Annotated in this window: 28 protein-coding genes; 21 read left to right on the top strand and 7 right to left on the bottom strand. The window is 41.1% G+C overall.

Annotated features, from left to right (window positions below; all coding sequences use genetic code 11):
* Positions 1-254 precede the first annotated feature (254 nt).
* From glyQ to NSQ17_RS11795, 10 genes are all read left to right on the top strand, one after another.
* Positions 255-1,142 carry a glycine--tRNA ligase subunit alpha gene (glyQ, locus tag NSQ17_RS11840; RefSeq protein ID WP_003217487.1) on the top strand — a complete coding sequence of 296 codons (888 nt, stop codon included), beginning with the start codon at positions 255-257 and terminating at the stop codon, positions 1,140-1,142.
* The gene (gene glyS / locus NSQ17_RS11835; RefSeq protein WP_342467445.1) at positions 1,135-3,180 is read left to right on the top strand and encodes a glycine--tRNA ligase subunit beta; all 2,046 of its coding nucleotides are present in this window, start codon (positions 1,135-1,137) and stop codon (positions 3,178-3,180) included. Before glyQ ends, glyS begins: the two co-directional genes overlap by 8 nt.
* Before the next feature lie 166 nt (positions 3,181-3,346).
* Positions 3,347-3,985: a helix-turn-helix transcriptional regulator gene (locus tag NSQ17_RS11830; protein ID WP_024423017.1), complete on the top strand. Its 639-nt coding sequence runs from the start codon at positions 3,347-3,349 to the stop codon at positions 3,983-3,985.
* 25 nt (positions 3,986-4,010) lie between these two features.
* The gene (locus NSQ17_RS11825) at positions 4,011-4,832 is read left to right on the top strand and encodes a pyruvate, water dikinase regulatory protein (protein WP_008342399.1); all 822 of its coding nucleotides are present in this window, start codon (positions 4,011-4,013) and stop codon (positions 4,830-4,832) included.
* Between the two features lie 261 nt (positions 4,833-5,093).
* Entirely contained in the window at positions 5,094-5,594 is a 501-nt protein-coding gene (locus NSQ17_RS11820; RefSeq protein ID WP_008342395.1) for a YaiI/YqxD family protein, read from the top strand.
* A 33-nt stretch (positions 5,595-5,627) separates the two neighbouring features.
* Positions 5,628-7,457, top strand: a complete 1,830-nt coding sequence (gene dnaG / locus NSQ17_RS11815; RefSeq protein ID WP_008342393.1) for a DNA primase — start codon at positions 5,628-5,630, stop codon at positions 7,455-7,457.
* A gap of 203 nt (positions 7,458-7,660) precedes the next feature.
* Positions 7,661-8,782 (top strand): RNA polymerase sigma factor RpoD, encoded by a 1,122-nt coding sequence (rpoD, locus tag NSQ17_RS11810; protein ID WP_008342392.1) that lies wholly within the window; start codon positions 7,661-7,663, stop codon positions 8,780-8,782.
* 302 nt (positions 8,783-9,084) lie between these two features.
* Complete coding sequence (cccA, locus tag NSQ17_RS11805; protein WP_008342390.1) at positions 9,085-9,444, top strand: cytochrome c550; 360 nt, start codon at positions 9,085-9,087, stop codon at positions 9,442-9,444.
* A 120-nt stretch (positions 9,445-9,564) separates the two neighbouring features.
* A complete protein-coding gene (locus NSQ17_RS11800) occupies positions 9,565-10,281 on the top strand; it encodes a tRNA (adenine(22)-N(1))-methyltransferase TrmK (RefSeq protein WP_178896842.1) in 717 nt (238 codons plus the stop codon).
* On the top strand, positions 10,274-11,395 hold the full coding sequence (locus NSQ17_RS11795) for a Nif3-like dinuclear metal center hexameric protein (RefSeq protein ID WP_048001530.1): 1,122 nt from the start codon (positions 10,274-10,276) through the stop codon (positions 11,393-11,395). The genes NSQ17_RS11800 and NSQ17_RS11795 overlap by 8 nt, the downstream gene beginning before the upstream one ends.
* Before the next feature lie 36 nt (positions 11,396-11,431).
* On the opposite strand, the gene NSQ17_RS11790 is transcribed toward NSQ17_RS11795, so the two are convergent.
* Both NSQ17_RS11790 and vrrA read right to left on the bottom strand, forming a co-directional pair.
* Positions 11,432-12,376: a 4-hydroxy-3-methylbut-2-enyl diphosphate reductase gene (locus NSQ17_RS11790; protein WP_007501283.1), complete on the bottom strand. Its 945-nt coding sequence runs from the start codon at positions 12,374-12,376 to the stop codon at positions 11,432-11,434.
* A 156-nt stretch (positions 12,377-12,532) separates the two neighbouring features.
* Positions 12,533-13,255 carry a VrrA/YqfQ family protein gene (gene vrrA / locus NSQ17_RS11785; RefSeq protein ID WP_342467444.1) on the bottom strand — a complete coding sequence of 241 codons (723 nt, stop codon included), beginning with the start codon at positions 13,253-13,255 and terminating at the stop codon, positions 12,533-12,535.
* 155 nt (positions 13,256-13,410) lie between these two features.
* Here vrrA and NSQ17_RS11780 point away from each other — a divergent pair, with 155 nt between their 5' ends.
* Together NSQ17_RS11780 and NSQ17_RS11775 are read left to right on the top strand one after the other, a co-directional pair.
* Positions 13,411-14,730 (top strand): DEAD/DEAH box helicase, encoded by a 1,320-nt coding sequence (locus NSQ17_RS11780; protein ID WP_024718822.1) that lies wholly within the window; start codon positions 13,411-13,413, stop codon positions 14,728-14,730.
* Between the two features lie 9 nt (positions 14,731-14,739).
* Positions 14,740-15,633 (top strand): deoxyribonuclease IV, encoded by an 894-nt coding sequence (locus NSQ17_RS11775; protein WP_017358005.1) that lies wholly within the window; start codon positions 14,740-14,742, stop codon positions 15,631-15,633.
* 49 nt (positions 15,634-15,682) lie between these two features.
* On the opposite strand, the gene NSQ17_RS11770 is transcribed toward NSQ17_RS11775, so the two are convergent.
* Positions 15,683-15,937, bottom strand: coding sequence for a DUF2624 domain-containing protein (locus NSQ17_RS11770; RefSeq protein WP_008342377.1), 255 nt, complete (start codon positions 15,935-15,937; stop codon positions 15,683-15,685).
* Positions 15,938-16,077: 140 nt separating this feature from the next.
* Here NSQ17_RS11770 and NSQ17_RS11765 point away from each other — a divergent pair, with 140 nt between their 5' ends.
* The 5 genes from NSQ17_RS11765 (at position 16,078) to NSQ17_RS11745 (ending at position 20,196) form a co-directional block, all read left to right on the top strand.
* Positions 16,078-16,959, top strand: coding sequence for a YitT family protein (locus tag NSQ17_RS11765; protein WP_017367617.1), 882 nt, complete (start codon positions 16,078-16,080; stop codon positions 16,957-16,959).
* Between the two features lie 135 nt (positions 16,960-17,094).
* Positions 17,095-17,871 (top strand): ABC transporter ATP-binding protein, encoded by a 777-nt coding sequence (locus tag NSQ17_RS11760; protein WP_008342368.1) that lies wholly within the window; start codon positions 17,095-17,097, stop codon positions 17,869-17,871.
* A complete protein-coding gene (locus NSQ17_RS11755) occupies positions 17,871-18,731 on the top strand; it encodes a metal ABC transporter permease (RefSeq protein ID WP_007501274.1) in 861 nt (286 codons plus the stop codon). Before NSQ17_RS11760 ends, NSQ17_RS11755 begins: the two co-directional genes overlap by 1 nt.
* Positions 18,709-19,137: a Fur family transcriptional regulator gene (locus NSQ17_RS11750; protein ID WP_003217433.1), complete on the top strand. Its 429-nt coding sequence runs from the start codon at positions 18,709-18,711 to the stop codon at positions 19,135-19,137. Before NSQ17_RS11755 ends, NSQ17_RS11750 begins: the two co-directional genes overlap by 23 nt.
* Positions 19,138-19,278: 141 nt before the next feature.
* Positions 19,279-20,196, top strand: a complete 918-nt coding sequence (locus NSQ17_RS11745) for an ROK family protein (protein ID WP_058336639.1) — start codon at positions 19,279-19,281, stop codon at positions 20,194-20,196.
* A 227-nt stretch (positions 20,197-20,423) separates the two neighbouring features.
* On the opposite strand, the gene NSQ17_RS11740 is transcribed toward NSQ17_RS11745, so the two are convergent.
* Positions 20,424-21,002 carry a nucleotidase gene (locus NSQ17_RS11740; protein ID WP_008342361.1) on the bottom strand — a complete coding sequence of 193 codons (579 nt, stop codon included), beginning with the start codon at positions 21,000-21,002 and terminating at the stop codon, positions 20,424-20,426.
* Positions 21,003-21,141: 139 nt separating this feature from the next.
* On the opposite strand from NSQ17_RS11740, the gene NSQ17_RS11735 reads away from it, so the two are divergent.
* Positions 21,142-21,504, top strand: coding sequence for a DUF308 domain-containing protein (locus NSQ17_RS11735; protein ID WP_008342359.1), 363 nt, complete (start codon positions 21,142-21,144; stop codon positions 21,502-21,504).
* A gap of 48 nt (positions 21,505-21,552) precedes the next feature.
* Here NSQ17_RS11735 and ispG read toward each other — a convergent pair whose 3' ends face one another.
* Both ispG and NSQ17_RS11725 read right to left on the bottom strand, forming a co-directional pair.
* Positions 21,553-22,668, bottom strand: a complete 1,116-nt coding sequence (gene ispG, locus NSQ17_RS11730) for a flavodoxin-dependent (E)-4-hydroxy-3-methylbut-2-enyl-diphosphate synthase (protein ID WP_008342357.1) — start codon at positions 22,666-22,668, stop codon at positions 21,553-21,555.
* 106 nt (positions 22,669-22,774) lie between these two features.
* Complete coding sequence (locus NSQ17_RS11725) at positions 22,775-23,077, bottom strand: hypothetical protein (RefSeq protein ID WP_024718827.1); 303 nt, start codon at positions 23,075-23,077, stop codon at positions 22,775-22,777.
* A gap of 190 nt (positions 23,078-23,267) precedes the next feature.
* On the opposite strand from NSQ17_RS11725, the gene NSQ17_RS11720 reads away from it, so the two are divergent.
* Positions 23,268-23,813 (top strand): GNAT family protein, encoded by a 546-nt coding sequence (locus NSQ17_RS11720; RefSeq protein ID WP_045034379.1) that lies wholly within the window; start codon positions 23,268-23,270, stop codon positions 23,811-23,813.
* Between the two features lie 39 nt (positions 23,814-23,852).
* On the opposite strand, the gene NSQ17_RS11715 is transcribed toward NSQ17_RS11720, so the two are convergent.
* Complete coding sequence (locus NSQ17_RS11715) at positions 23,853-24,605, bottom strand: DUF1189 domain-containing protein (protein ID WP_335350349.1); 753 nt, start codon at positions 24,603-24,605, stop codon at positions 23,853-23,855.
* A 143-nt stretch (positions 24,606-24,748) separates the two neighbouring features.
* On the opposite strand from NSQ17_RS11715, the gene NSQ17_RS11710 reads away from it, so the two are divergent.
* Both NSQ17_RS11710 and sodA read left to right on the top strand, forming a co-directional pair.
* Positions 24,749-25,234, top strand: coding sequence for a DUF456 domain-containing protein (locus NSQ17_RS11710; protein WP_007501265.1), 486 nt, complete (start codon positions 24,749-24,751; stop codon positions 25,232-25,234).
* A gap of 183 nt (positions 25,235-25,417) precedes the next feature.
* Positions 25,418-26,026, top strand: coding sequence for a superoxide dismutase SodA (gene sodA, locus NSQ17_RS11705; RefSeq protein WP_007501264.1), 609 nt, complete (start codon positions 25,418-25,420; stop codon positions 26,024-26,026).
* Positions 26,027-26,119 lie beyond the last annotated feature (93 nt).

The raw sequence follows: 26,119 nt of genomic DNA, 5'->3' as shown, positions 1-26,119 counted from the left end.
GCCATAAAAGCGACCTTAGGGCGGTGTGAGCTAAGGATGGACACGTAACGAAAGGCATTCTTGAGCAACGTAAAACAAAGCGGCTGGGTGCTACGACACCAGCAAATAGGGTGGAACCGCGGGAAAAACTCTCGTCCCTATGTTTGCAAGGAACCTTGTGAGCATAGAGACGGGAGTTTTTGTGTTTTGCAAAAAGGTTCTAGGCCCCACCGCCATACATAGCGGATGGTGTAAAAAAGATGGAGGTGCGATCATTGAATATTCAAGACATGATTTTGACACTGCAAAAGCATTGGTCAAATGAAGGCTGCGTATTAATGCAGGCATATGACACAGAAAAAGGTGCTGGAACGATGAGCCCATACACGTTCCTCAGAAGCATTGGGCCAGAGCCATGGAAGGTAGCCTATGTAGAACCTTCAAGACGCCCGGCTGACGGCAGATATGGAGAAAACCCAAACAGATTGTATCAACATCATCAATTTCAAGTGATCATTAAGCCATCACCTGACAATATTCAAGAACTGTATCTGGAATCATTGAAGGCGCTTGGCATTGACCCGCTGAAACATGATATTCGTTTTGTTGAAGACAACTGGGAGAACCCATCTCTTGGCTGCGCAGGACTTGGCTGGGAAGTTTGGCTTGATGGAATGGAAATTACGCAATTTACGTATTTCCAGCAAGTCGGCGGTTTAGAATGTAAGCCAGTTTCTGTTGAAATCACATACGGAATTGAGCGTCTTGCTTCTTACATCCAGGACAAAGAAAATGTATTTGATCTTGAATGGACAGATGGCTTTACTGTAAGAGATTTATTCTTAATGGCTGAATACGAGCATTCTGTGTATACGTTTGAAACATCTAATACGGATATGCTGTTCGATTTATTTACAACATATGAAAAAGAAGCACATAGCCAAATGGACAAAGGGCTTGTTCACCCGGCATATGATTATGTACTCAAATGTTCTCACACATTTAACCTGCTTGATGCCAAAGGCGCGATTTCTGTGACTGAGCGAACAGGCTATATCGGAAGAGTACGTCAGTTAGCGAGAAAAGTAGCCAAAACATATTACGAAGAACGAGAAAAACTAGGATTCCCTATGCTAAAAGAGGAGGCGGCTTCTCATGAATAAACAAGATGTATTACTTGAAATCGGCTTAGAAGAGATGCCGGCTCGTTTCATGCCAGAAAGCACAAAGCAGCTAGGTGACAAAGTAAAAGCTTGGTTCGTAGCGCAAAATATTTCATTCGAAGACGTTGCTTTATATAATTCACCAAGACGTCTAGCTGTACTCGTCAAAGGTGTTGCAGAAAAACAAGAGGACATCAAAGAAGAAGCAAAAGGACCGGCTAAAAAGATTGCTCAAGATGCTGAAGGCAATTGGACAAAAGCTGCCGAAGGTTTTGCCCGCGGGCAAGGCGCTTCAACAGATGATCTGTATTTCAAAGACATCAAAGGTGTGGATTATGTTCATGTCCAAAAGTTTCAAGAAGGTAAGCAAGTCAAAGACCTTCTTCCAGCATTGGGGGACATTGCCGCTTCATTGAGTTTTCCAAAGAACATGAGATGGGGAAGCGAGGATTTACGCTATATCCGTCCAATTAAATGGATTGTTTGCTTATTTGGTCAAGAGATCATTCCTGTCGAAATTGCAGGAGTGAAAAGCGGACGGGAGACTAGAGGACATCGTTTCCTAGGGACGACAGCCAGCATTGACACACCAGCTTCTTATGAGCAAACATTAAGAGATCAATTTGTCATTGTTGATTCAGATAAAAGAAAACAATTAATTACTGAGCAATTACATGCCCTTTCTTCCGAAAAAGGCTGGGTCATTCCAGTTGATCCTGAGCTTCTAGAAGAAGTGAACGATCTCGTTGAATATCCAACCGTTCTATTTGGTTCTTTTGAAGAAGAATTTCTTGCGCTGCCAGAAGAAGTGCTTGTTACGACAATGAAAGAGCATCAGCGTTATTTCCCAGTGAAAAATGAACAAGGGGAATTACTGCCGCACTTTATTACGGTCAGAAACGGGAACAGTGAGGCACTTGAAAATGTGGCAAGAGGGAACGAAAAGGTCCTTCGTGCACGTTTATCAGATGCGGCATTTTTCTATAAAGAAGACGAAAAACTTGTCATTGAAGACAACATTCAAAGGCTTGATAAAGTCGTATTCCATGAGAAACTTGGCACGATTGGCGACAAGCTGAAAAGAGTAACAGACATTGCCGTCCGCCTTGCTAGTCATGTGGGTGCAGATGAAGAAACGTCTAAACGCGCTGCAAGAGCAGCCAGTATTTCTAAATTTGACCTTGTGACTCAGATGGTCTATGAATTCCCAGAACTGCAAGGAATCATGGGTGAAAAATATGCTAGAGCACTTGGCGAACATGAAGAAGTGGCAAAGAGTATCAACGAGCACTATATGCCGCGTTTTGCCGGTGACGATGCGCCGTCAACACTTATTGGGGCGATTGTTGCAGTGGCGGATAAGTTAGATTCTATTTGTTCATTCTTCTCAATTGATGTCATTCCAACGGGCTCTCAAGATCCTTATGGATTAAGAAGACAAGCGAGCGGTATCGTTCAAATCCTGCTCGACCGCCAATGGAATCTTTCATTTAAAGAGCTTTTAGCACTAGCTCAAGTAGAGACAAAACATGAAGCGGCTCTCATTGAATTTTTAACACACCGTTTGAAATATGTCCTTCAAGCAGAACATATCCGTCATGACGTGGTGGAAGCAGTCCTTGATGTTGAAAATATTGAACCATATGCGGTTGTGAAAAAAGCGGCTGTTCTTGAAGAGAGCGTGAAACAGGAGAGTTTCAAAGAAACGGCTGAGGCACTAGGCCGCGTCATTTCAATCAGTAAAAAAGGGGAAGACGCACAGATTCAGCCTGAACTGTTTGAAAATGAACACGAACAAAAGCTATTTGAAGCGTATCAGCAAGCGGAAAAAGCCGTCAACGAGTATATGGCAAGAGGACAGTACCATTCAGCACTTGAAGCGTTAGATACGTTAAAAGCACCAATTGTTCATTATTTCGACCATACCATGGTTCATGCGGATGATGAAAAACTGAAACAAAATCGTTTGGCACAAATGGTCAAACTTGCAAAAGTCATTCAATCATTTGCGAATATGAACAATTTAATTGTAAAATAAATACCTAAGAACGGTTGCCTTTTTCGAAGGGCAATCGTTTTTTACTCATTTAATTCACGGTTTTTGAGTGGATTTTTGTTTCATTCGGACGAAGATGCGCTATAATATGATGAGTTATGAAATTGATATACATAAAGTAAAGATTCGCTCTCTCTATTTAAAGGTGGTGAGTACAATCGAGTTAAATAAACGGCAAGAGCAGATTTTACAGATTGTCAAAGAGAATGGTCCGATCACTGGAGAGCATATCGCCGATCGGCTGAACTTAACAAGGGCTACCCTCAGACCGGATTTAGCCATTTTAACGATGTCTGGCTTTTTAGAAGCAAGACCAAGGGTCGGCTACTTTTTTACAGGCAAAACAGGCACGCAGCTTCTGGCAGATAAGCTGAAAAAACTTCAAGTGAAAGATTTTCAGTCCATTCCGGTCGTGATACACGAAAATGTTTCGGTTTATGATGCGATTTGTACGATGTTTTTAGAGGATGTGGGCACATTATTCGTTGTGGACGATCACTCTATTTTAACAGGCGTGTTATCAAGAAAAGACCTCCTTCGAGCAAGTATTGGGAAACAAGAGCTTCCATCTATACCTGTCCATATTATTATGACAAGAATGCCGAACATTACCGTTTGCCGCAAAGAAGATTTTATTATGGATGTGGCCAAGCACTTGATTGAAAAGCAAATAGATGCACTTCCTGTTATAAAAGATACGGATAAAGGCTTTGAAGTGGTCGGCAGAATTACGAAAACAAACATGACGAAAATACTTGTTAGCTTATCAGAGAACGAAATTATCTAATTACAGAAGACTGCGAGGGGATGTTATGAGTAATCGCGTAATTTTTGTTGTATCAGATTCAGTAGGAGAAACGGCAGAGCTCGTGGTCAAAGCGGCACTTAGCCAATTTGATGGCGGCTCATCCGACCATTCAAATATTAGAAGAATCCCATATGTAGAGGATGTCGGTACGATTAAAGAAGTGATTTCATTGGCGAAAGCAGATAATGGGATCGTTTGCTTTACTCTTGTTGTGCCAGAAATGCGCCAATTCTTAATAGAAGAAGCAGAAGCGAATGGCGTCGTGTACTATGACATTATCGGTCCACTTATTGATAAAATGGAGACGGCATATGGAAATGAAGCGAAACATGAGCCAGGTCGTGTACGTCAATTAGATGAGGACTATTTTAAAAAGGTAGAAGCCATTGAGTTCGCTGTGAAATATGATGATGGCCGGGACCCAAGAGGTATTCTAAAGGCTGATATTGTGCTGATTGGTGTATCGCGTACGTCTAAGACACCACTTTCTCAGTACTTAGCACATAAACGCTTGAAGGTAGCAAACGTTCCGATTGTTCCTGAAGTTGATCCGCCAGAGGAGTTATTCTCAGTTGATCCAAAAAAATGCATCGGTCTGAAAATTAGTCCAGACAAACTAAATCATATCCGTAAAGAACGTTTAAAATCACTCGGTTTAAATGACCGTGCCATTTATGCGAATATCGAGCGGATTAAAGAGGAACTAGAATATTTCGAAAAAGTGGTTGACCGAATTAACTGTCAAGTTGTGGATGTATCGAATAAAGCAGTTGAGGAGACAGCAAATGTCATTCATCAAATGCTGACCAAAAGAGGTTCCGAATAAACTCAGGATGCTCCTCCTGGGTTTTTCCTATGGTGGGAAACGGGTAAACAAAAACAATGGCATATTTGCTGCATTTGTATTATAATAAAAAATTGTGATAAAATGATTGATTTTAGGTTTAAGTTAAGTCAAGAACGAATAAACTAATATTGGCAGAAGTCAAGTGATTCTGAACATAACTTTTCGACAAAATGAGTTTTACTGTTGATTGCTTTATGGGGGAAAAGTATGGTCTTTTTGCTTCTCTAAAGCAGGAATAAGGTGGAGGGATGGAGAATTAGTCACCTGAATGAACGTAAAAAAGAAAGGACGATTTATGTCGATGCAGATGCTTGTCCTGTAAAAGACGAAATCCTTTCTGTCGCATCTCAATTTCAAGTACCTGTGACTTTCATTGCTTCATATGAGCATTTTCAAACCAAACGATCACCACTTGAAGATTGGCGGTTTGTTGATACACATAAGGAAGCAGCAGATTTAGTCATTGCGAACTTAGCTGTCAAGCACGATATTGTTGTCACCCAGGATATTGGTCTGGCCTCCTTACTGCTTCCAAGACAAGTCATTGTTCTGTCTGAAAGAGGACGAATGTACACAAACGAAACAATTGATTTTGATTTGGAACGCAGGCATGTTTCCAGTAAACAGCGAAGAAAAGGTGTATACGGAAAAGGTCCCAAAAAGCTTTTAGAAGAGGATAAAAAGCGATTTATTGCCCAACTACAAAAAATCCTGTCGAATCATGAAGGATTTTTGAATTAAAAGGCGAATAATGTACGACGGAGTGTTATTAGGATGAGCAAACGTATACCAGATGAACTTTTGGAGCAAATCCAAAAAAACGCAGACATTGTCGAAGTGATTGGAGAATACGTACAGCTTAGAAAACAAGGTCGGAATTACTTCGGTCTTTGTCCATTCCATGGTGAAAATACTCCTTCATTCTCTGTTTCAGCAGATAAGCAAATCTTCCATTGTTTTGGCTGTGGTGCAGGAGGCAATGTATTTTCGTTCCTCAGACAAATGGAAGGCTACTCATTTATTGAAGCCGTTTCACATGTTGCTGATAAGTACCATATTGATTTGCCGGATCATGTAGCGAATGCGCAGATCAGTTCCTCACAGCAAGAGGATACAGCAGATCATAAAATGATTGAGGCGCATGAGCTTCTTAAGAAATTTTACCACCATTTGCTGGTAAATACAAAGGAAGGTCAAAACGCACTCGATTATTTAAGGTCCAGGGGCTTTACGGATGAAACAATTGCCAAGTTTGAGATCGGGTATGCTCTCGACTCGTGGGATTTCGTGACCAAGTTTTTAGAAAAACGAGGGTTTGATCCTGCGATGATGGAGAAGGCTGGTCTTTTGATTCAACGAGAAAACGGCACAGGTTTTTTTGACCGCTTTAGAGATCGTGTCATGTTTCCAATTCATGATCATCACGGGACGGTCGTCGCTTTTTCTGGAAGATCACTTGGTGATCAGCAGCCAAAGTATATGAATAGTCCTGAAACGCCACTTTTTCATAAAAGTAAGCTGCTTTATCACTTTCATGACGCGCGTATGCATATTAGAAAACGCGAACGTGCAGTCCTTTTCGAAGGATTTGCTGACGTCATCTCGGCTGTCACAAGTGGTGTTGGCGAAAGTGTTGCAACAATGGGTACGTCTTTAACAGAAGAGCACGTAAAGCTTCTTAGGCGGAACGTTGAAGAGATCATTTTATGTTATGACTCTGACACGGCCGGGTATGAAGCGACCATGAAAGCATCAGATTTGCTTGGAAAAAGAGGATGTAAAGTTCGCGTTGCCATGATACCAGATGGACTTGATCCAGATGATTACATTCGTAAATATGGCGGCGAGAAATTTAGGAATGACATCATAGATGCAAGTGTGACATTAATGACATTTAAGATGAACTTTTTCCGAAGAGGAAAGAATTTGTCTGACGAAGGAGACCGCCTGACTTACATGAAGCAGGTTCTCCGAGAAATTAGCCGATTAAACGGTTCCTTGGAACAAGAGATTTACATGAAGCAGCTGGCTGGGGAGTTCTCCATTTCACTTGACTCATTAAAGGAGCAATTGGAGCTTTTTGAAAAGCAGCAGAGACAAGAGGCCAAAAGCTCGCAAGAAGAAAATGGACTTGAAAAGCGGCGTGCACATCTGTCAACACAGGTAAGACGAAAACGTCTAAGGCCGGCATATGAAAACGCAGAGCGAATGCTCCTTGCACATATGTTGAAAAATGATGACGTGATCCGAAAAGTGCTTGATAGGATAGGGTTTGAATTTAATATAGATTCGCACAGAGCGCTGGCAACATACATTTATGCATTGTATGAAGAAGGCAAGGAGCCGACCCCGCAGCATCTGATGAACCGTATAGAAGATGATGTGATCAATCAGCTCCTGACGGATATATTCATGATTCAAGTTGGAGACGAACTAAGTGAAGCTGAATTAAGTGATTATGTAAAAAAAGTGTTGAATCATCGGAATTTGTCAATGATAAAGGAAAAAGAACTAGAACGTGCAGAGGCGGAGAGGCAAAAAGATTTCTTCAAAGCGGCAACACTTGCAAAAGAAATTATTCAGTTGAACCGTTCGCTGAAGTAATACGTCTACTATTTATGACAAGACTTACGGCTGGCAATGAATCCTTTAATGGGAGGAGCATAAGACCGCAAGCATCTTGCCTTCATCATTATTTATTTTATTCCTATTTGCTCATTCTGTTTGATAGAGAGAGAAAGGCAGAGCAGAAGCAAATCGCAAGTTACTTTAGAATTCGTTGCAAGCTTTGGAAGGAGGGATCCATAATGGCTGATAAACAAGCCCACGAAACTGAAACTGAATTAACCTTTGAACAGGTGAGAGATAAGCTCACTGAAACGGGTAAAAAACGGGGCGTTTTAACATACGAAGAAATTGCAGAGCGTATGTCTAGCTTTGAAATTGAATCAGACCAGATGGATGAATACTATGAATACTTAGGCGAACAGGGTGTAGAACTCATCAGTGAAAATGAAGAGACTGAAGACCCAAATGTTCAGCAGCTGGCTAAGGCAGAAGAGGAATTTGACCTGAATGATTTAAGCGTACCACCAGGTGTCAAAATTAATGATCCTGTTCGTATGTACTTAAAAGAGATCGGGCGCGTCAATTTGCTATCTGCTAAAGAAGAGATTACGTATGCTCAAAAGATTGAAGAAGGCGATGAGGAATCAAAAAGAAGATTAGCGGAAGCGAACCTTCGTCTCGTTGTCAGCATTGCGAAACGTTATGTTGGTCGTGGTATGCTGTTCCTTGACTTGATTCAAGAAGGAAACATGGGGCTCATGAAGGCGGTTGAGAAGTTTGATTACCGCAAAGGATACAAATTCTCAACATATGCGACTTGGTGGATTAGACAGGCGATCACACGTGCGATTGCCGATCAGGCGAGAACAATCCGGATCCCGGTTCATATGGTGGAAACCATTAATAAATTAATCCGTGTTCAAAGACAGCTTCTACAAGATCTAGGTAGAGAACCAACGCCAGAAGAAATTGCGGAAGACATGGATTTAACACCAGAGAAAGTAAGAGAAATTCTTAAAATTGCGCAAGAGCCAGTATCTTTAGAAACACCTATTGGTGAGGAAGATGACTCGCATCTTGGTGATTTTATCGAAGACCAAGAGGCGACTTCTCCATCAGACCATGCAGCCTATGAGCTCTTAAAAGAGCAGCTTGAAGATGTATTAGATACGCTAACGGACCGTGAAGAAAATGTGCTGAGACTGCGTTTCGGACTAGATGACGGAAGAACACGCACATTAGAAGAGGTAGGAAAGGTGTTTGGCGTAACAAGAGAGCGTATTCGCCAAATTGAAGCGAAAGCTCTTCGTAAATTAAGACACCCAAGCAGAAGTAAACGATTAAAAGACTTCTTAGAATAGAAACCGGACGGATCTTGAGAGAGATCCGTTCTTTCTTCATCAAAATGAAAACGCTTTTTTGATCTGATTATATTTTACTGAATAACAAATGAATTTGCAACGTTCTTAGAGAAAAGATGTATAAAAAATACATCTAAATGTGCTGAAGGCTTTCTTTTCTCATTTTGAATCATTTTTGTCTAATCTGTGAACTTGACCAAAGTTTTGTATCATAATTCGTTTACTTTTTGTAAAATTAAAGTAGAATTAGAATTGTTTGCATAGTCTCAAAGGGGTTTTTCACAAAGGGGAGGATGAAAGAAATGAAACGGAATCCACTTATACCATTCTTATTGATTGCCATTTTAGGTATTGGACTCACTTTTTTCTTATCAATGAAGGGGCTGAAAGATGAAGACAAAATTGCCTCTGGGGGCAAAGAGCAAAAGCAAGAAGAGACCGCAAATGCGACGCCGGAAGAATTGTATAAGCAGAACTGTATTAGCTGTCATGGGGAAAACTACGAAGGTGGCGCTGGTCCTGCATTAAAAGGTGTTGGCGACAAGCTTGAAGTGGCAGACATCAAGAAGAAAATTCAAGAAGGCGGAAATGGGATGCCGGGCGGGCTAATTCCGAATGAAAAGCTCGATGAAATGTCAGAATGGGTATCCAAAATTAAATAATAAAGCGCAAAAAGCTCTTTTTCATCAGAAGAGCTTTTTTCATTTGAAAACGACTTTTAAAAAGTCCATAATTTATATAAGATAGACAAGTATGAACATTAAAGAAAAGTAGTGATATGGATGAATGAAATGAATTTGTCAAAACGATTAAAAAGAGTCGCAGACTTTTTACCAAAAGAGGCGGTCTTTGCTGATATCGGCTCAGATCATGCCTATTTGCCATGTTATGCGATATTACATCATAAAGCATTGAAAGCCATTGCTGGTGAAATTACTGATGGACCGCTTCAATCTGCGAAGCAGCAAGTACATAGGCTTGAATTAGATGAGCAGATTTCAGTCAGAAAAGGCAATGGCCTTGAAGTGATTGAAAAAGGCGAAGTGAATGCTGTCACAATTGCAGGAATGGGCGGAGCACTCATTGCAAGCATTCTAAATGAAGGTAAACACAAGCTCACAGGGCAGGAGCGGCTTATTCTTCAGCCTAATATTCATGCCCACCATATTCGTTTATGGCTCTATCAAGAGGGGTATGAACTGATGGATGAAGTGATTTTAGAAGAAGATGGCAAAATATACGAAATCATCATTGCCGAAACTGGCGACAAAGATAAAGCCTATGAAGGCATGTCGATTGAAACAGGCATGCTCGTTGGTCCGTTTCTTGCCAAAGAGCAAAATGATGTCTTCCGGCGCAAATGGATGAATGAGCTTCAGCACATGGAGCATATAGAAGGCCAGATTCAACAAGCAGCGTCGACGGAAGAGAACAAAGAACGTCTGAAAGAGCTGAATGCGAAAATAAAAATTCTAAAGGAGGTTTTGACTGTTGGCTAAAACAGTGAACGGGCATGAAATCATCCAATTATTTGAGCAATTTTCACCAAAGGCATATGCGGTGGAAGGTGATAAAATCGGGCTCCAGATTGGAACGCTGAATAAAAAAGTGACCAATGTCATGATCACCTTAGATGTATTAGAAAATGTGGTAGATGAGGCAATTGAGCGGAAGGTGGATCTCATTATTGCCCACCATCCGCCAATTTTCCGTCCATTAAAACATGTGGCGACAGATCAGCCGGCAGGACGGATCATTGAGAAATGCATCAAACATGATATTGCGGTGTATGTAGCACATACAAACCTGGATGTGGCTGATGGAGGAGTCAATGACTTGCTTGCAGAGGCTTTAGAGCTCGGGGAAACAAAAGTGCTAGTTCCAACATACGAAGATCCAATTAAGCAGCTAGCCTTGTATGTTCCAGTGGAATTTGAAGAGGCCATCAGGACGGCTTTAGGAAATGCGGGAGCTGGCCATATTGGCAACTACAGTCATTGCGCTTTTTCAAATGAAGGGACAGGCAGTTTTCTGCCATCAGAAGAAGCTGTGCCATTTATTGGTGAGACGGGTAAATTGGAATTTGTGAAAGAAGTACGAATCGAAACCATTTTCCCAGCAAGTATTGAAAAACAAGTGATTCGTGAAATGATCAAAGCACACCCTTATGAAGAAGTGGCTTACAGTGTACACACGACAGATCTTCCTCCTATTCAAAAAGGCCTTGGCCGTATTGGAGAATTAAAAGAACCTATGACACTTAAAGACTTCACTCAATTTGTGAAAACGAAGTTAGATGTGAATGGAGCGCGTTTTGTAGGAGATCAGGAAGCGGTCGTGAAAAAAGTAGCTGTGCTTGGAGGAGACGGAAATAAATATATCCATCAAGCGAAAAGAATGGGGGCAGATGTGTACGTGACTGGCGACCTTTATTTCCATGTCGCTCACGATGCCATGATGCTCGGACTGAATGTAGTGGACCCGGGTCATTACGCAGAAAAGATCATGAAAGAAGGCGTGAAGACAAAACTAGAATCGCTATGTACAGATAAAAAATATGATGTGCAGTTCTTTGTATCAGAATCAAACACAAACCCGTTTCAATTTGTGTAAGCAAAAACGTCAGAGCATAGCAGCTCTGACGTTTTTTTATTTCTTTGTTTTCACGCGAGGTAATATCTTAGAAAGAGGAACCGTCCGTTCAATTTTCCATGTCGATTCATCATCAGGTTCGTAGTTTTCTAAGAAACGAATGACTTCTTTTGTAATAGGTGTTGGTGTGGAAGCACCTGCAGTAACGGCAACTGTTTTTACCCCTTGGAGCCATTCAAGCTTTAACTCACTGAGATCACCAATTCGGTAAGCCTGCGTTCCTGCAATCTCCATTGACACTTGCGCCAGACGATTTGAGTTATTGCTTTTTGGATCGCCGACCACAATGGTCAGATCGGCTTGGCCTGCTTGCTGTGACACAGCTTCCTGACGTACCTGTGTCGCAAGGCAGATTTCTTGATGGTACTCGACGTGAGGATATTTTTCTTTAATGAGCTCCATCAGATCATGAACATCCCACTGAGACATTGTCGTCTGATTGGTGATGAGCAGTTTATCTGACGTTAAATCGAGCGCTTTAATATCAGCTTCTGTTTCGACAAGGTGGACTTTGTCAGGTGCAACACCGACGGCTCCTTCTGGCTCAGGGTGACCCTTTTTCCCGATATAAATAATGTCATATCCATCAGCTGTTTTTTCTGAAATGAGTTCATGTGTTTTCGTGACATCTGGACAGGTCGCATCAATGGCGACAAGGCCTTTTTCTTCTGCAATTTGACGGACTTCAGGAGATACGCCGTGAGCGGTGAAAATCACTGTGCCACTTTCAACCTGTTTTAAAATATCCAGACGGTTTGGTCCGTCCAGTGTGTAAATTCCATCTTCTTCGAAGGCATCTGTGACATGTTTGTTGTGCACAATCATACCTAATATATAAATTGGGCGTGGCAAGTTTTTATCAAGTGCGGCATTTTTAGCAATGACCATTGCATCTACAACGCCATAGCAATAGCCACGCGGCGAAATTTTAATTACATTCATTTATTCGTCCTCCTGTAGGGAAGTGCTGCTAGAGAAGAACAATATAAAAAGCCGTGAAAAACGGCTTTTGATCATTCTCTTCCTTCATTATAGCCAAAGTAAGCGCATATATCAAAGATTGTTATACATGGGAAACACTTCGCCTTTAAAAGATCACTAGACATATAGTTTCGGAATGGAACTGCCCGATCTTTTTTTCGGTTTTGCTTCAGGAGCAGCTGATGTGTGTACAGTCCCTTTTTTGACAAGGATGTCCTCTGGTTCTTCTTCTTTTCCTTCTTCTATTTCATCATCAACCGGTGCTGTTTGTTCGTGCGGAACGTCTGTTTCTGCAGTGATTTCTTTTGGTTCTTTGTCTGCATCATTCGTATTTGTTTCATCATCATCCGCACTGCCAAGCTGGCTATAGAGTTTAATCATGGCAGGCAAATTTCTGACTAAAGGACCGTATTGCTGAATCATAGGCGTGAATTGCTGCGCCATTCCGAGTACTTTTTGAACATTTCCTAACATGCTTGAAAGGTTCGCGGGGTTTGCGAAGCTCTGGATTCCTTGTAATCCCGCACCACCTCCAGCTCCAGAGATCCCTGCTCCTCCAGCTCCAGGAAGAAATTTTGCCAGCATGCCCTTAATTCCGGCTCCGCCGCCTAGTGCACGGCTTTCGCCTCTAGGAATGCCACCCATCCCGCGTAGACCGCCGCCTTGTACAGACGGAGAGCGAGGCATCATTTGTTGAAATTGGTTGCCTTGCCCTTGAAAAGGCTGTTCGATCGGAGCCTGCTGTCTCCGTTGAAAAATTCCGGGCTGTCCGCCATTTCCAAGGTGCCGGCGTGAGGGGCGATGCGGCTGAAAATCGCCCATAGGCCTTTGCCCTAACATACTTGTACCTCCCTTACTGCATTCTCTTTCTCTTCATAGGTTATGCAGGGAAGTATCATTTGGTTTCCTGTGAGAAAAGCGGACATGGTTTTTTTGCGGAAAATCAGCTATAATGAGGAGATGAGCAAAAAGGCATTGCCTTAAGGAGTGAAAACATGAAAGAAACGAAATTTACGACATATGAATTAAAGTCTTTTATTATAGATGCTATTCATGAACTGGGCTTTTATGAGCCGACTGATATTCAAAAAAGAATCATACCTGCTGTTTTAAAAGGTGAAAGCGTGATTGGACAGTCTCAAACAGGGACAGGGAAAACCCATGCGTATTTATTGCCGCTTATTCATTCAATTGATCCAAGCAAAGAGCAAGTACAAGTGGTCATTACTGCACCGACACGAGAATTAGCGAATCAAATTTTTAAAGAAGCACAAACGATCTTAAAAAATACGCCTCCAGAAGAAGAAATCAAGGCAAAGCTTTACATTGGCGGAACGGACAAGCAGAAATCCATTCAAAAGCTAAAGAATCAGCCGCACTTAGTGGTCGGCACTCCTGGACGTATTGCTGATCTTATTCATGAGCAAGCGCTGAATGTGTACAAAGCAACATCTCTTGTCATTGATGAAGCAGACCTGATGCTGGATATGGGCTTTTTAGAAGATGTGGATCGTATTGGCTCACAAATGCCAGAACAGTTGCAAATGCTCGTGTTCTCAGCAACTATTCCAGAAAAATTAAAACCTTTCCTCAAAAAATATATGGATAATCCGAAATATGCACATGTTGAACCGAAACGCATTACGGCTGAAAACATTCAGCATATTTTAGTTCCATCTAAACAGCGTGATAAATTAAAATTACTTCATGAAATGGTGACGAATGTACAGCCTTATTTAGGGATCATCTTTGCCAATACGAAATCAACTGTTGATGAAATTGCCTCATTCCTACAGGAAAAAGGAATGAAAATTGGGGTACTTCATGGTGGTTTAACGCCTCGTGAACGTAAAAAAGTGATGAAACAAATTGAAGATTTGGAGTTCACCTATATTGTGGCATCTGATCTTGCTGCCCGCGGGATTGATATTAAGGGCGTCAGCCACGTGATTAACTATGAGCTCCCATCCGATCTTGATTTTTATGTTCACCGTGTGGGAAGAACGGCTCGCGCTGGTTCATCTGGCATTGCAATGACCATTTATGATCTTGCTGATGAGGATGCACTCGTTCAAATTGAAAAAATGGGTGTTGTGTTTGAAAACAAAACGATTGTTCATGGCGAATGGCGAGATGCAGATGATCGTTTGAAGCGTCAAAGACGTAAAAAAGCACCAAATGAAATTGAAGAAAAAGCAAAACGTCTTGTCAGAAAACCGAAAGCCGTCAAACCTGGATATAAAAAGAAAATGACACGTGAGATGGATAAAATCAAAAGACAAGAACGTAGAAAGTCAAAGCGTAACGGAAAGTAGGGGGACACATTGTTGAAGATTGGATCACATGTATCCATGAGCGGAAAACATATGCTACTTGCAGCGAGTGAGGAAGCTGCCTCTTATGGTTCAAATACTTTTATGATTTATACAGGTGCACCGCAAAATACGCGCCGTAAAAAAATTGAAGATCTCAATATTGAAGCTGGACAAGCGCATATGAAAGAGCATGGTATGACAGATATCGTCGTTCATGCACCGTATATTATCAATATTGGGAACACAGTGAATCCAGCGACATTTGAGCTTGGAGTGGACTTCCTTCGCTCTGAGATAGAGCGTACAGAAGCGCTAGGTGCAAGACAAATTGTTCTTCATCCAGGTGCGCATGTCGGAGCAGGTGCAGATGCTGGAATTCAAAAAATCATTGAAGGTCTCAATGAAGTCATTGTGAAGGGGCAGGAGGTTCAAATTGCGCTGGAAACAATGGCGGGAAAAGGATCAGAGTGCGGAAGAAGCTTTGAAGAGCTTGCCCAAATTATTGACGGTGTGACACATAACGAAGCACTTTCTGTTTGCTTTGATACGTGTCACACGCACGATGCAGGTTATCCCATTGTGAGTGATTTTGATGGAGTATTAGAAGAATTTGATCGAATTGTCGGGATCGACCGAATCAAAGTTCTTCATATTAATGATAGTAAAAATGTACAAGGCGCAAGAAAAGACCGACATGAAAATATCGGTTTTGGAGAAATTGGTTTTGATGCCCTGAGCTATATCGTTCATCATCCACAGCTTCAAGATGTGCCGAAGATTCTAGAAACGCCTTATGTAGGTGAAGATAAAAAGAACAAGAAACCACCTTATAAATTCGAAATTGCGATGCTGAAAGAAAAGCAATTTGATGAAGGTTTACTAGATAAGATTACGGGTCAATAAAAAGTGCATGCAATGTGATGAGGTGCCGCTAAATGCGGCCCTTTTTTGCCTAATTTGTGAATTGATTAAACAGATCATTGACGGTCTGTGCTGTCTGTTTAGACGTAATCGCTTCCACTTGCTTAAGCAGCCGGTTGCGCTCTGCATCATTAAAAATATTGACGTTTTTCCCATTCATGAGTTTGGCGACCTCTGCAGCCTGATTGGATGTTAAGCTGACCCCATACTGTTTCGCATACCTTAACAAGTCATTTGCTGTGATCTGATTCAGACGCTGCAACACAATTTTTTGAATTAAAATCAATTCCATTCCTCCCCTCTGTATCAATGTATGGGCGAAAACGGAAAATGTGCAAAAAATTTTATTTTACTCTGTGAAATGATAAAATAGTAAAGTGAATAAAATGTTCATTGAAAACTAAACATGTGTAGAAGGGAGAACGTATGGCAAATAGTAAACAGCATAAAAAGGAATCAGTGCCTCATTTTATTTTGAGAATTTTTCTGATTCTAGTAGGAGCTGCATGTGCAGCAGTCAGCATTGAATTATTTTTAGTGCCAAACAATATTATTGATGGAGGCATCATCGGTATTTCGCTTATTTTGGATTATCTTTTTACGGATAACCCATTCATTAATTTCGCGACGATTGTTGTCATTTTAAATATTCCATTTATGATATCAGGATACAAACATATTGGGAAAACCTTTTTGGTTTCCACTGTGATTGGGATTGTCAGCTTGGCCGTGATTGAATCTTCACTTCATCATGTAGAAGCATTTACGACGCAGCCGATTTTAGCTACTGTATTTGGAGGGCTGTTACTCGGGTTTGGCGTTGGGCTTGTGATACGGAATGGAGGCTCAATGGACGGAACGGAAATCTTAGGAATTCTTCTGACGAAAAAAATTCCTTTCTCCGTCGGTGAGTTTGTCATGATCGTCAATGTGTTCATTTTTATTTGGGCGGGCTTTGTCTTCGGACCGGAGCAAGCTATGTATTCTGTCATGACATATTATTTGGCAATGAAAACAATTGATGCTGTCATTCAAGGACTAGATGAAACAAAAGCGGTCATTATCGTTTCGGATTATTATGATGAAATTTCAGATGCAATCCTTCATCGTCTCGGCAGGGGAACCACCAAGCTTAGAGGAAAAGGCGGTTATACCGATGAAGAAAAAGATGTCATTTACGCCGTCGTGACAAGACTTGAAATTACGAAGCTGAAATCTATCGTGTTTGAAATTGATGGTCAAGCCTTTATTACGATTATGGATACGCATGAAACAAAAGGCGGTAAATTCAAAACAGCCATTCATTAGCTTTTATTTTACTTTTTTATCTTTCTTTTATATAATGAAATGTATGTATGGACAAAGAAAATGGCTTTTGCCATTTTCTTTTTGTTGTATAAATCGTAATCATTCTTTTTATATTGGATTAAAGGTGGAAGATTTATGGCAAAGCCAATTATTGAAATGAAGGACATTTCGTATTCATATGGACAGCGAAATGTCATTGATCACATTCATTTAACAGTAGAGGAAGGAAACTTTCTAGCACTTGTTGGACCGAATGGTTCTGGTAAAACAACCTTATTAAAATGCCTGCTTGGCTTGATTAAACCCCAGCAGGGAGAATTAAAGCTGTTTGGCACACCTGCTCAAAAATTTAAAGACTGGGATCAAATTGGATTTGTTTCTCAAAAGGCGAATAGCTTTAATACAGGGTTTCCTGCTTCTGTATACGAGGTCGTGGCAAGTGGTTTAACGGCGAAGATTGGTTTATTCAAACGCATGAGTAAGCAGGATAAGCTTCAAGTAGATGAGGCGATCCGCTCAGTTGGTATACAAGACTTAAAACATCAAAACATTGGTGAGCTTTCAGGCGGTCAGCAGCAGCGTACATTTATTGCCCGTGCACTCGTCAGTCAGCCGAAGCTGCTTATTTTAGATGAACCGACTGTGGGTGTAGACCAAAGAACAGTAGAGGGCTTTTATCAGCTGTTAGAAACATTGAACAAAGAAAAAGGAATGTCTTTAATTCTCGTTACACATGATGTAGGAACCGTTTCTGACAAAGTCACGCATGTGGCTTGTTTAAATCAGACACTTCATTTTCATGGAGATGCGGAAACGTTTGATTCGATGGATGATCAGGCGCTTTCTCAGTTTTACGGGCATGACATTCAAGTGATTCATCACGATCATCACCATCATGGGGGACATGAATAATGCTATTTCCATTTTTTCATTATGAATTTTTACAAAATGCGTTTATCGCAGGTATGCTGATCGGCTTTATTGCGCCCTTACTTGGTGTATTTATTGTCGTGAGAAGGCTCTCTCTCATCGCAGATGCGCTTAGTCACGTGTCACTTGCTGGGATAGCGGCAAGTTTATTCCTTGATAAAAAGTTTGGACTTTTGACAGGGGTTAGCCCGCTTTACTTAGGAATGGCTTTTTCTGTGGCTGGCTCATTGTTTATCGAACGTCTGCGCTCTGTGTATAAACATTATCAGGAGCTGGCGATTCCCATTATTTTATCGGGTGGTATTGGGATCTCTGTTATTTTCATTTCACTTGCAAATGGTTTTAATACAGATTTGTTCAGTTATTTGTTCGGAAGTGTCAGTGCGGTTTCAAGGCTCGATCTTTGGATTATTGTTGGGATCTCACTGGTCGTTGTATTAGTGGTTGTGCTCTTGTATAAAGAATTGTTTTTGCTTTCTTTTGATGAAGAACATGCGAAGGCTTCTGGTATTTCAGCTAAGTGGATTCATTTTATTTTTATTTTAGTCGTTGCACTTGTCATCGCAGCATCGATGCGTATTGTCGGTACACTCCTAGTGTCCGCACTCATGACACTGCCAGTTGCGGCAAGTATTCGGATTGCCAAAGGGTTTAAACAGGCGATTTTCCTTTCCATCTTATTTGGGGAATTGTCTGTTATGGTCGGCTTGATTTTAAGTTATTATCTTGATTTAGCGCCGGGTGGAACCATTGTGATGCTGTCTATCTTGATTTTAATCGGCTGTATTAGTATTGGGAAATTCAGAAGGGGGAATCATCATGAACGTACAAGAAGCGCTTGATTTATTAAAGGAAAAAGGCTATAAATATACAAGCAAACGTGAAGATATGCTTCAATTGTTTTCTGATTCTGATAAATACTTGACCGCTAAAAATGTATTAACAGCTTTAAGTGAAGATTACCCAGGGCTTAGTTTTGATACGATTTATCGAAACCTGTCTTTATATGAAGATCTTGGGATATTAGAGACAACGGAATTATCAGGGGAGAAACTGTTCCGTTTTAAATGTTCGTTTTCCCATCATCATCATCACTTTATTTGTTTGACGTGCGGTAAAACAAAGGAAATCGATGCTTGCCCTATGGACAAGCTTGATGCCGATCTAGAGGATTATCACATTAGCGGACATAAATTTGAAATTTACGGAACGTGTCCTTCTTGCGAACCGAAAGAAGTTCATTCATGAAAGAAGCCAGCCGATGGGCTGGCTTTTTGTTTTGTCATGTTGAAAACGTTTTACAAAGGATAACTGTTTCATTAAAATGAGAACAACAGATCATCTATAGAAGCAGATTTGAGTCTTTAGAAATAGGGGGAGTGGTCAAAGGTGGCATATTATGTTGTTTTCGATGTAGGCGGAACAAAAACAAAGCATGGGGTCATGGATCGAAATGGTGAGCTGATCACGAGCGGCGACTACGAAACAAACTGCCGACAACTTGAGCCATTTTTAGAGGACATGGAGAACGTGGTGAAAGAGTATCAAAGGACTTGGGATATCAAAGGGATTGCGATGAGTCTTCCGGGTTTTGTTGACAGTCAAACGGGTTATACGGAATTTGCAGGAGCGATTATTGCTTTAAATGGCCAAAATGTCAAAACGCTTTTGGAAGAAAAAACATCACTTCGTGTAGAAGTAGAAAATGATGCGAACTGTGCAGCGCTGGCTGAAAAATTTAGTGGTCATGCGAAAGAGTGTGACAGCTTTATATGTATGACGCTAGGGACTGGTGTCGGCGGCGGTATTTTTGCTGGTGGCGAGCTTGTTCGCGGTGCCTCTTTTCGCGGCGGTGAATTTGGTATGATGCTGACAGAAACAGAAAATGGTCAGTTTACCACACTCAACAGCAGTGCTTCGACAGCTGGATTGATACGAAGTTACAAAGAGCAGCAGGGCATTCCACAAAGTCAGCAAATCGACGGTCAAGAAATCTTTGAAAAAGCCAAGCAAGATCCGGCCATTGAGAAGATGATCGATCAGTGGTACAAACGAATCGCAATTGGTATTTACAATGTGGCAACAGTTCTCAATCCAGAGAAAATCCTCATTGGCGGGGGCGTGAGTGCAAGGCCCGATTTGATTCCAAACATTGAGAAACATTTACATACTTTGCATGCATGGAAAAACATACAGGTGACACTGGAAACGTGCTATTACTTCAATCAGGCAGGTATGATGGGTGCACTTTATCATTTTTTAATAAAAGAAGGACATCATCGTACAATCAAAAAGTCGATACATTAAACGGATCGGCTTCAGCGTGTAGACAAACCGTCGCATTCTTTGTCAGTCCTGCGTGCTGGTGCTCACGAATGTCAAATTCGCTCCGCGCCAGTACTCGTCCTTCCTAGGGCTGCAAAGGTTTTCTATCACGCTGAAACGAAGACAAAGGGCTAAAATAAATTTCATTTTAGCCCTTTGTCAACAATCTGAAGCCGATACATTAAAAACGTATCGGCTTTTGATCTGTTTTAGTAAGCAGTTTGCAGACGCTTTTCATACTGTTTGATCCATTGGGATGCTTCTTGCCAGTTATTAACGCGAATGATCCGTTCATCAATTGGCATTTGATTATACGGTGAGTTAAACAGAATCACTGGAATATCAGCTTCTTTTGCAATCATTGTGGCATTGCCATGGTGATCTTCAAAAAACACATCGATCTTATGTTTTTGAACAGCTTCCACCTTATGATGTCCGCCAACAAGCTCGATATCGTCGTAATGGACATGATTCTCCTCAAACCATTTGTAGGTGATGTCTGAGTGATGCTGCCTTCTGGCTGTGATATAAATCAATTGATGATGATGTTTCATTTGATTGAGGATTTCTTTTGCACCCTCGGCAGGCTTTGCCTGTTTATAAATAAGAGGCTCATACTCATTCATCCAGCCCCAAAATTCTTCATTTGAAATCTTTAAAAGCTTCGTCAAATCATATTCCGTCATATCATCTAGTGTGATGTCACATTGAAACGACTCATTTAAGTAGGGGACAAAGGTGTCCTGCGCCGTGACTGTGCCATCGATATCAATTCCTAAACGTAACATGCCCACACTCCTCATATTTATCCTCTTAAAGTGTAACATAATCAATTCACAATTCCAGCAAGTTTTAGCAAACATGAAACAGACATTTTTGCTCATACTAAAAAAGCTCCTTTCTATTAACCAAAAGGGGGAATTGATCATGGAAAGAGACGAAGATTTCAGAAGAAATGATCGTGAAATCGACACACACTTTAGTAATGATGATGGCTATTTAGAGGAAACAGCTGCTGAAATAGCAGAGCCATATCAAGCATCAAGAGATCGTGAAGACAGAAGAGAACGTGACCATGTAGGTGACGATTCAGGCAGTAAGGGGATAGGCTATACAGCACTCGCGATTGCGATTATCTCATTATTTGTCTTGCCGGTGCTATTAGGCGTAGCGGCAATCGTCGTTGGTTATATTGCAAGAAGAAAAGGAGCACATGCGCTTGGCGCGTGGTCAATCGGGATCGGAATCGTTTCCGTCATCCTCGGCATCTTTATCACCCCGTTCTTTTAACAGGACAGGAACAGAAAAACGCCTGACAGTGATGTCAGGCGTTCTTTGTTATGCGTTCGCTTGTTTTGCTTTTTCAGCTTCCATTTTTGCATAATGTTCTTCAGCGATTTTATCGATTTCTTTTTTCAGTTCTTCGACCATTGTTTCTTCTGGCACTTTCCGAACGATTTCACCTTTGCGGAATAAGAGGCCTTCACCTCTAGCGCCAGCGATGCCGATATCAGCTTCACGCGCTTCACCTGGACCGTTTACAGCACATCCGAGAACAGCTACTTTGATCGGTGCTTTAATTTTAGAAATATATTCTTCGACTTCATTTGCAATGCTAATGAGGTCAATTTCAATTCGTCCACAAGTTGGACATGAGATGAGTGTTGCTGCATTTGATGCAAGGCCAAATGATTTTAATAATTCACGTGCCACTTTGACCTCTTCGACCGGGTCAGCACTTAATGAAATACGGAGTGTGTTACCAATCCCCATATTCAAGATTGCGCCAAGACCAGCTGCACTTTTGACCGTACCTGCAAATAACGTACCTGATTCTGTAATCCCAAGATGAAGAGGATAATCAAAGGCCTTTGCTGCTTTTTCGTATGCCTCAATCGCAAGGTTTACATCAGATGCTTTCATACTGACAATGATGTCATGAAAATCTAGGTCTTCTAAAATTTTAATGTGATGCAGTGCACTTTCAACCATACCATCTGCTGTTGGATAGCCGTATTTATCAAGAATTTTTTTCTCGAGCGAACCGGCGTTTACCCCAATACGAATTGGAATGCCTTTTTCTTTTGCCGCTTTCACAACAGCTTCGACTTTTTCTCGTCTTCCGATGTTTCCTGGGTTGATACGAATTTTGTCTGCACCTGCTTCAATGGCTTTCAGTGCAAGCTTGTAGTCAAAATGAATGTCGACAACAAGGGGGATGTTGATTTGTTTTTTAATGTCCGCAATCGCATTTGCTGCACGCTCATCTGGGCATGCGACACGCACGATTTGACAGCCAGCTTCTTCTAAACGTTTAATTTCAGCTACTGTCGCTTCGACATCATGTGTTTTGGTTGTCGCCATACTTTGAATGACGACTTCATTGTTTCCACCTATAGTTAAAGGTCCCACTTTGACGGGACGCGTTTTTGTACGATGTGTGACTTCACTCACTTGTCAATCGCTCCTTAGTGTACATGCAATTCGTTTGCAGTGTACGACGTGTTTTACATCTCATATTGTAACAGTCTCTTTGTATGAATGACAAGGAATTAACGTTTTATCTCTTATAGACCGGAAACTTGTATGTGCTGCCTGCCCGAATTTCGTTCGCTTTGACGCCTTGATTCAGTGCTTCAAAGTCTTCGATCACTTCATCTAATGGCTTACTTGTATGTACGATAGAGACGACGGTTTGACCTTGTTTAACAGTGACAGTTTTATATGCCTGTTTTTCAGCTGTTTGAAAGGCGCTGGCGGGAACAGCAGGGCCATCCTGAACGGGGATCGTTCCATTTTTTAAATCAAAAAAGATAATAAAGAGGACAAACAAACTGACTAGTAAAAAAATAATTCGCCGCATTTTACTCACCGCTTTTAAGAGTTTACTTCAGATTATGCATGTCCCTGAGTTGATAGAACAAAAAAGAGTGAAAAAGCTAGGAAGGGTGGTTCTAGTGAGTTCTAGTATGACTTGTAAGTGAAAAAAGTTTGGAAAAAGCAAGCCTAAGCCCTTTCTTTATTATGATAAAATCAAAACAGGGGGAGAGTATATGAAGAAAATCAGTCAGCATATATATGTGAGAACACTAACAGAAAGTGATGCAGAAGCACTATTAACACTTGAACGAGAAAACCGCACTTATTTTCAGCAATTCACTCCTTTGGTTCAGGATGATTTTTTTACTGTACCTCGTCAAAAGGAACGGATTAACCGCAGTATGCAAAGGCGTGCAAAAGATGAAGCCTATATGCACGGTATTTTCTTAAATGAAACAGATGCATTAATTGGAACGATCTCACTCAATTCTGTTGAAAGAGGACCCATTCAAGGGGCTTTGCTTGGATATGTACTTGATGAAAAGCAAGGCGGGAAGGGGTATATGACAGAGGCGATTCGTTTGATTATCGATTATGCCTTTTATGAACTGTACCTTCACCGCATTGAGGCTGGCGTAAAACCATCTAACATTGGTTCCATTCGTGTGCTTGAGAAGACAGGGTTTGAAAATGAGGGACTTCATCGTAAAAAAGTAAAGATCAATGATAAGTGGGAGGATCACTATTTGTTTGCGATCATCCATCCAGATGAGTCATAGGGTCAAAACAAATAAAAAAGCTCCTCAAAATGAGGGAGCTTATTTTTTTGCAGGTATTTCTTTAACGACAAGATATAAGAAAATAAAGTTAATCACCCAATTTAATAAAAATGAGTTTGCAACCGGCGTGTTTAATGCACTCATGATGGCGAAAAAGACGGTTGTTAATGTGAGTGAATAGGCAGAGAGCTTCCAAAGCATTTGAAAGGACAGCTCTTTTTGCTGCATTCGTTTAATAAATGTGCCAAGCATGGCTAAGAATGTTGCACTGATGAACATGAGAGCAGCAGTAGATAGGTACAGCAAGACACAAATGACAGGGATAATGATCGCTTGATTCTGGTTTGTGACGCTGGCAAGTTCATCTTTTGTGAGTGTTCCGCCAAGCAGCTGGTATGGAATATCTGTCATTTGTCCGTCAATGGCAATCACTGCTTTTTCTTTCAATAACGCAATGGCTGTTTGTTTTGATTCAAGCTCACTTGATTTTATTTTTTCATTGGGATCAAAGATAATCGTGATGCCGTTTTCTTCTTTTTCGATCGGCGTGCTTTGATCCGCTTGAAGTGTTCCTTTTTCAATGGAAAAGTCGGGTAAATCTTTTTTAATCACATGTTGAAATCCTGACATCGCATTTGAAATCTCTTGGCTCATATGATAGCCCTGGGGGACAGCTGCGATGATCGAAAGGATAAAGATGAATAAAATGGCCTTTCCAACCCCAGTAAAACGTGCTCTGGCAATATCTTTTGGTGAATAAATTCCTTTTAACAATAAACTAAATACGTTCAACCGATTCACTTCCTACATTCTTTTCTATTTCTCACATTGTATCAATGTCTATCCATCCAGTACAAGTACGGCCTTCATTACTGGTTAAGATAGAAGGAATGAGGCATAATGTATACAGCATATAAAAAGGAGGCGGCAGCGGATTGGACGTGCTGTATTGGATTTTGATCGGCTGTGCATTTATCATTGCGTTTGTGGGACTTGTCTATCCAATCATTCCTAGTGTGGTTTTCATGGTTCTTGGGTTTATTTTATATGGGCTCTTTTTTAGCTTTGAGAAATTGACGCTCACCTTTTGGCTCATTCAAGCCATGTTTACAGCTGTGTTATTTGCTGCGGATTATGTCTCCAATCTGATTGGGGTGAAACGCTTTGGCGGCAGCCGGGCGGCAATTTGGGGAAGTACCATTGGGCTTTTAGCCGGTCCTTTTGTGATTCCGATTGCTGGAATTATCATTGGTCCATTTATCGGCAGTGTCATCGCAGAGCTGCTCGTTCATCAAAAAGATCTGAAGACAAGTGTGAAAGTTGGGCTTGGCTCATTAATTGGTTTTGTGTCAGGCGTATTTGCAAAAGGGTTGATTCAAGCACTGATGCTGGGAATCTTTTTGTTTTATGTGCTTCGCTAAATGGAAAATCGGTGTTTAACACTCTTTCTGAAGGGTTAAATACAAAATAAACACTGAAATGTTTCAGATCATGAGCAATAACGTTGAAACAAGCCGTTTCTTTTGATACTCTTTGATTAGGGTGAATTGCTTGCTTACTAAGGAAGCATTTCAGTACATACATTTCTAAGGAGGAATTTAACCATGGCTTTTAAACTTCCAGAATTACCATATGCTTACGATGCATTAGAACCACATATCGACAAGGAAACAATGACGATTCACCACACAAAACACCATAACACTTATGTAACAAACTTAAACAAAGCAATCGAAGGTGTATCAGCTCTTGAAGATCAATCAATTGAAGAGCTAGTGGCTAACTTGAACTCTGTGCCTGAAAACATTCGTACAGCTGTACGTAACAATGGCGGAGGACATGCAAACCACTCATTATTCTGGACGCTTCTTTCACCAAACGGTGGCGGCGCACCAACTGGTGAACTTGCAGATGCGATCGAAAAAGAATTAGGCGGATTTGAAAAATTCAAATCTGATTTCGCTGCAGCAGCTGCAGGACGCTTTGGTTCTGGTTGGGCATGGCTTGTTGTGAACAATGGCAAACTTGAAATCACAAGCACACCAAACCAAGATTCTCCTTTAACTGAAGGAAAAACACCAATCCTAGGACTAGACGTTTGGGAGCATGCTTACTACCTAAACTACCAAAACCGTCGTCCTGATTACATTTCAGCATTCTGGAATGTTGTGAACTGGGATGAAGTGGCTCGCCTTTACAGCGAAGCTAAATAAATGATTTGATTTGAAAAGACCTGCTTCTCTCTGAGAGCGGGTCTTTTTATATTTTCCCTCCTTTTTTTACATATCTGCCTTTTGATGAGACAG

It is taken from the genome of Bacillus sp. FSL W8-0629, from assembly GCF_038593225.1.
Taxonomy (GTDB): Bacteria; Bacillota; Bacilli; order Bacillales; family Bacillaceae; genus Bacillus; species Bacillus altitudinis.
This window is presented reverse-complemented; position numbering and strand designations above follow the sequence as displayed.

Excerpts from the sequence above, each read along its gene's own strand:
- glyS (WP_342467445.1), top strand. The coding sequence starts at position 1,135 with ATGAATAAACAAGATGTATTACTTGAAATCGGCTTAGAAGAGATGCCG.
- NSQ17_RS11825 (WP_008342399.1), top strand. The coding sequence starts at position 4,011 with ATGAGTAATCGCGTAATTTTTGTTGTATCAGATTCAGTAGGAGAAACG.
- dnaG (WP_008342393.1), top strand. The coding sequence starts at position 5,628 with ATGAGCAAACGTATACCAGATGAACTTTTGGAGCAAATCCAAAAAAAC.
- rpoD (WP_008342392.1), top strand. The coding sequence starts at position 7,661 with ATGGCTGATAAACAAGCCCACGAAACTGAAACTGAATTAACCTTTGAA.
- cccA (WP_008342390.1), top strand. The coding sequence starts at position 9,085 with ATGAAACGGAATCCACTTATACCATTCTTATTGATTGCCATTTTAGGT.
- NSQ17_RS11800 (WP_178896842.1), top strand. The coding sequence starts at position 9,565 with ATGAATGAAATGAATTTGTCAAAACGATTAAAAAGAGTCGCAGACTTT.
- NSQ17_RS11790 (WP_007501283.1), bottom strand. The coding sequence starts at position 12,376 with ATGAATGTAATTAAAATTTCGCCGCGTGGCTATTGCTATGGCGTTGTA.
- vrrA (WP_342467444.1), bottom strand. The coding sequence starts at position 13,255 with ATGTTAGGGCAAAGGCCTATGGGCGATTTTCAGCCGCATCGCCCCTCA.
- NSQ17_RS11780 (WP_024718822.1), top strand. The coding sequence starts at position 13,411 with ATGAAAGAAACGAAATTTACGACATATGAATTAAAGTCTTTTATTATA.
- NSQ17_RS11765 (WP_017367617.1), top strand. The coding sequence starts at position 16,078 with ATGGCAAATAGTAAACAGCATAAAAAGGAATCAGTGCCTCATTTTATT.
- NSQ17_RS11760 (WP_008342368.1), top strand. The coding sequence starts at position 17,095 with ATGGCAAAGCCAATTATTGAAATGAAGGACATTTCGTATTCATATGGA.
- NSQ17_RS11755 (WP_007501274.1), top strand. The coding sequence starts at position 17,871 with ATGCTATTTCCATTTTTTCATTATGAATTTTTACAAAATGCGTTTATC.
- NSQ17_RS11750 (WP_003217433.1), top strand. The coding sequence starts at position 18,709 with ATGAACGTACAAGAAGCGCTTGATTTATTAAAGGAAAAAGGCTATAAA.
- NSQ17_RS11740 (WP_008342361.1), bottom strand. The coding sequence starts at position 21,002 with ATGTTACGTTTAGGAATTGATATCGATGGCACAGTCACGGCGCAGGAC.
- NSQ17_RS11735 (WP_008342359.1), top strand. The coding sequence starts at position 21,142 with ATGGAAAGAGACGAAGATTTCAGAAGAAATGATCGTGAAATCGACACA.
- NSQ17_RS11725 (WP_024718827.1), bottom strand. The coding sequence starts at position 23,077 with ATGCGGCGAATTATTTTTTTACTAGTCAGTTTGTTTGTCCTCTTTATT.
- NSQ17_RS11720 (WP_045034379.1), top strand. The coding sequence starts at position 23,268 with ATGAAGAAAATCAGTCAGCATATATATGTGAGAACACTAACAGAAAGT.
- sodA (WP_007501264.1), top strand. The coding sequence starts at position 25,418 with ATGGCTTTTAAACTTCCAGAATTACCATATGCTTACGATGCATTAGAA.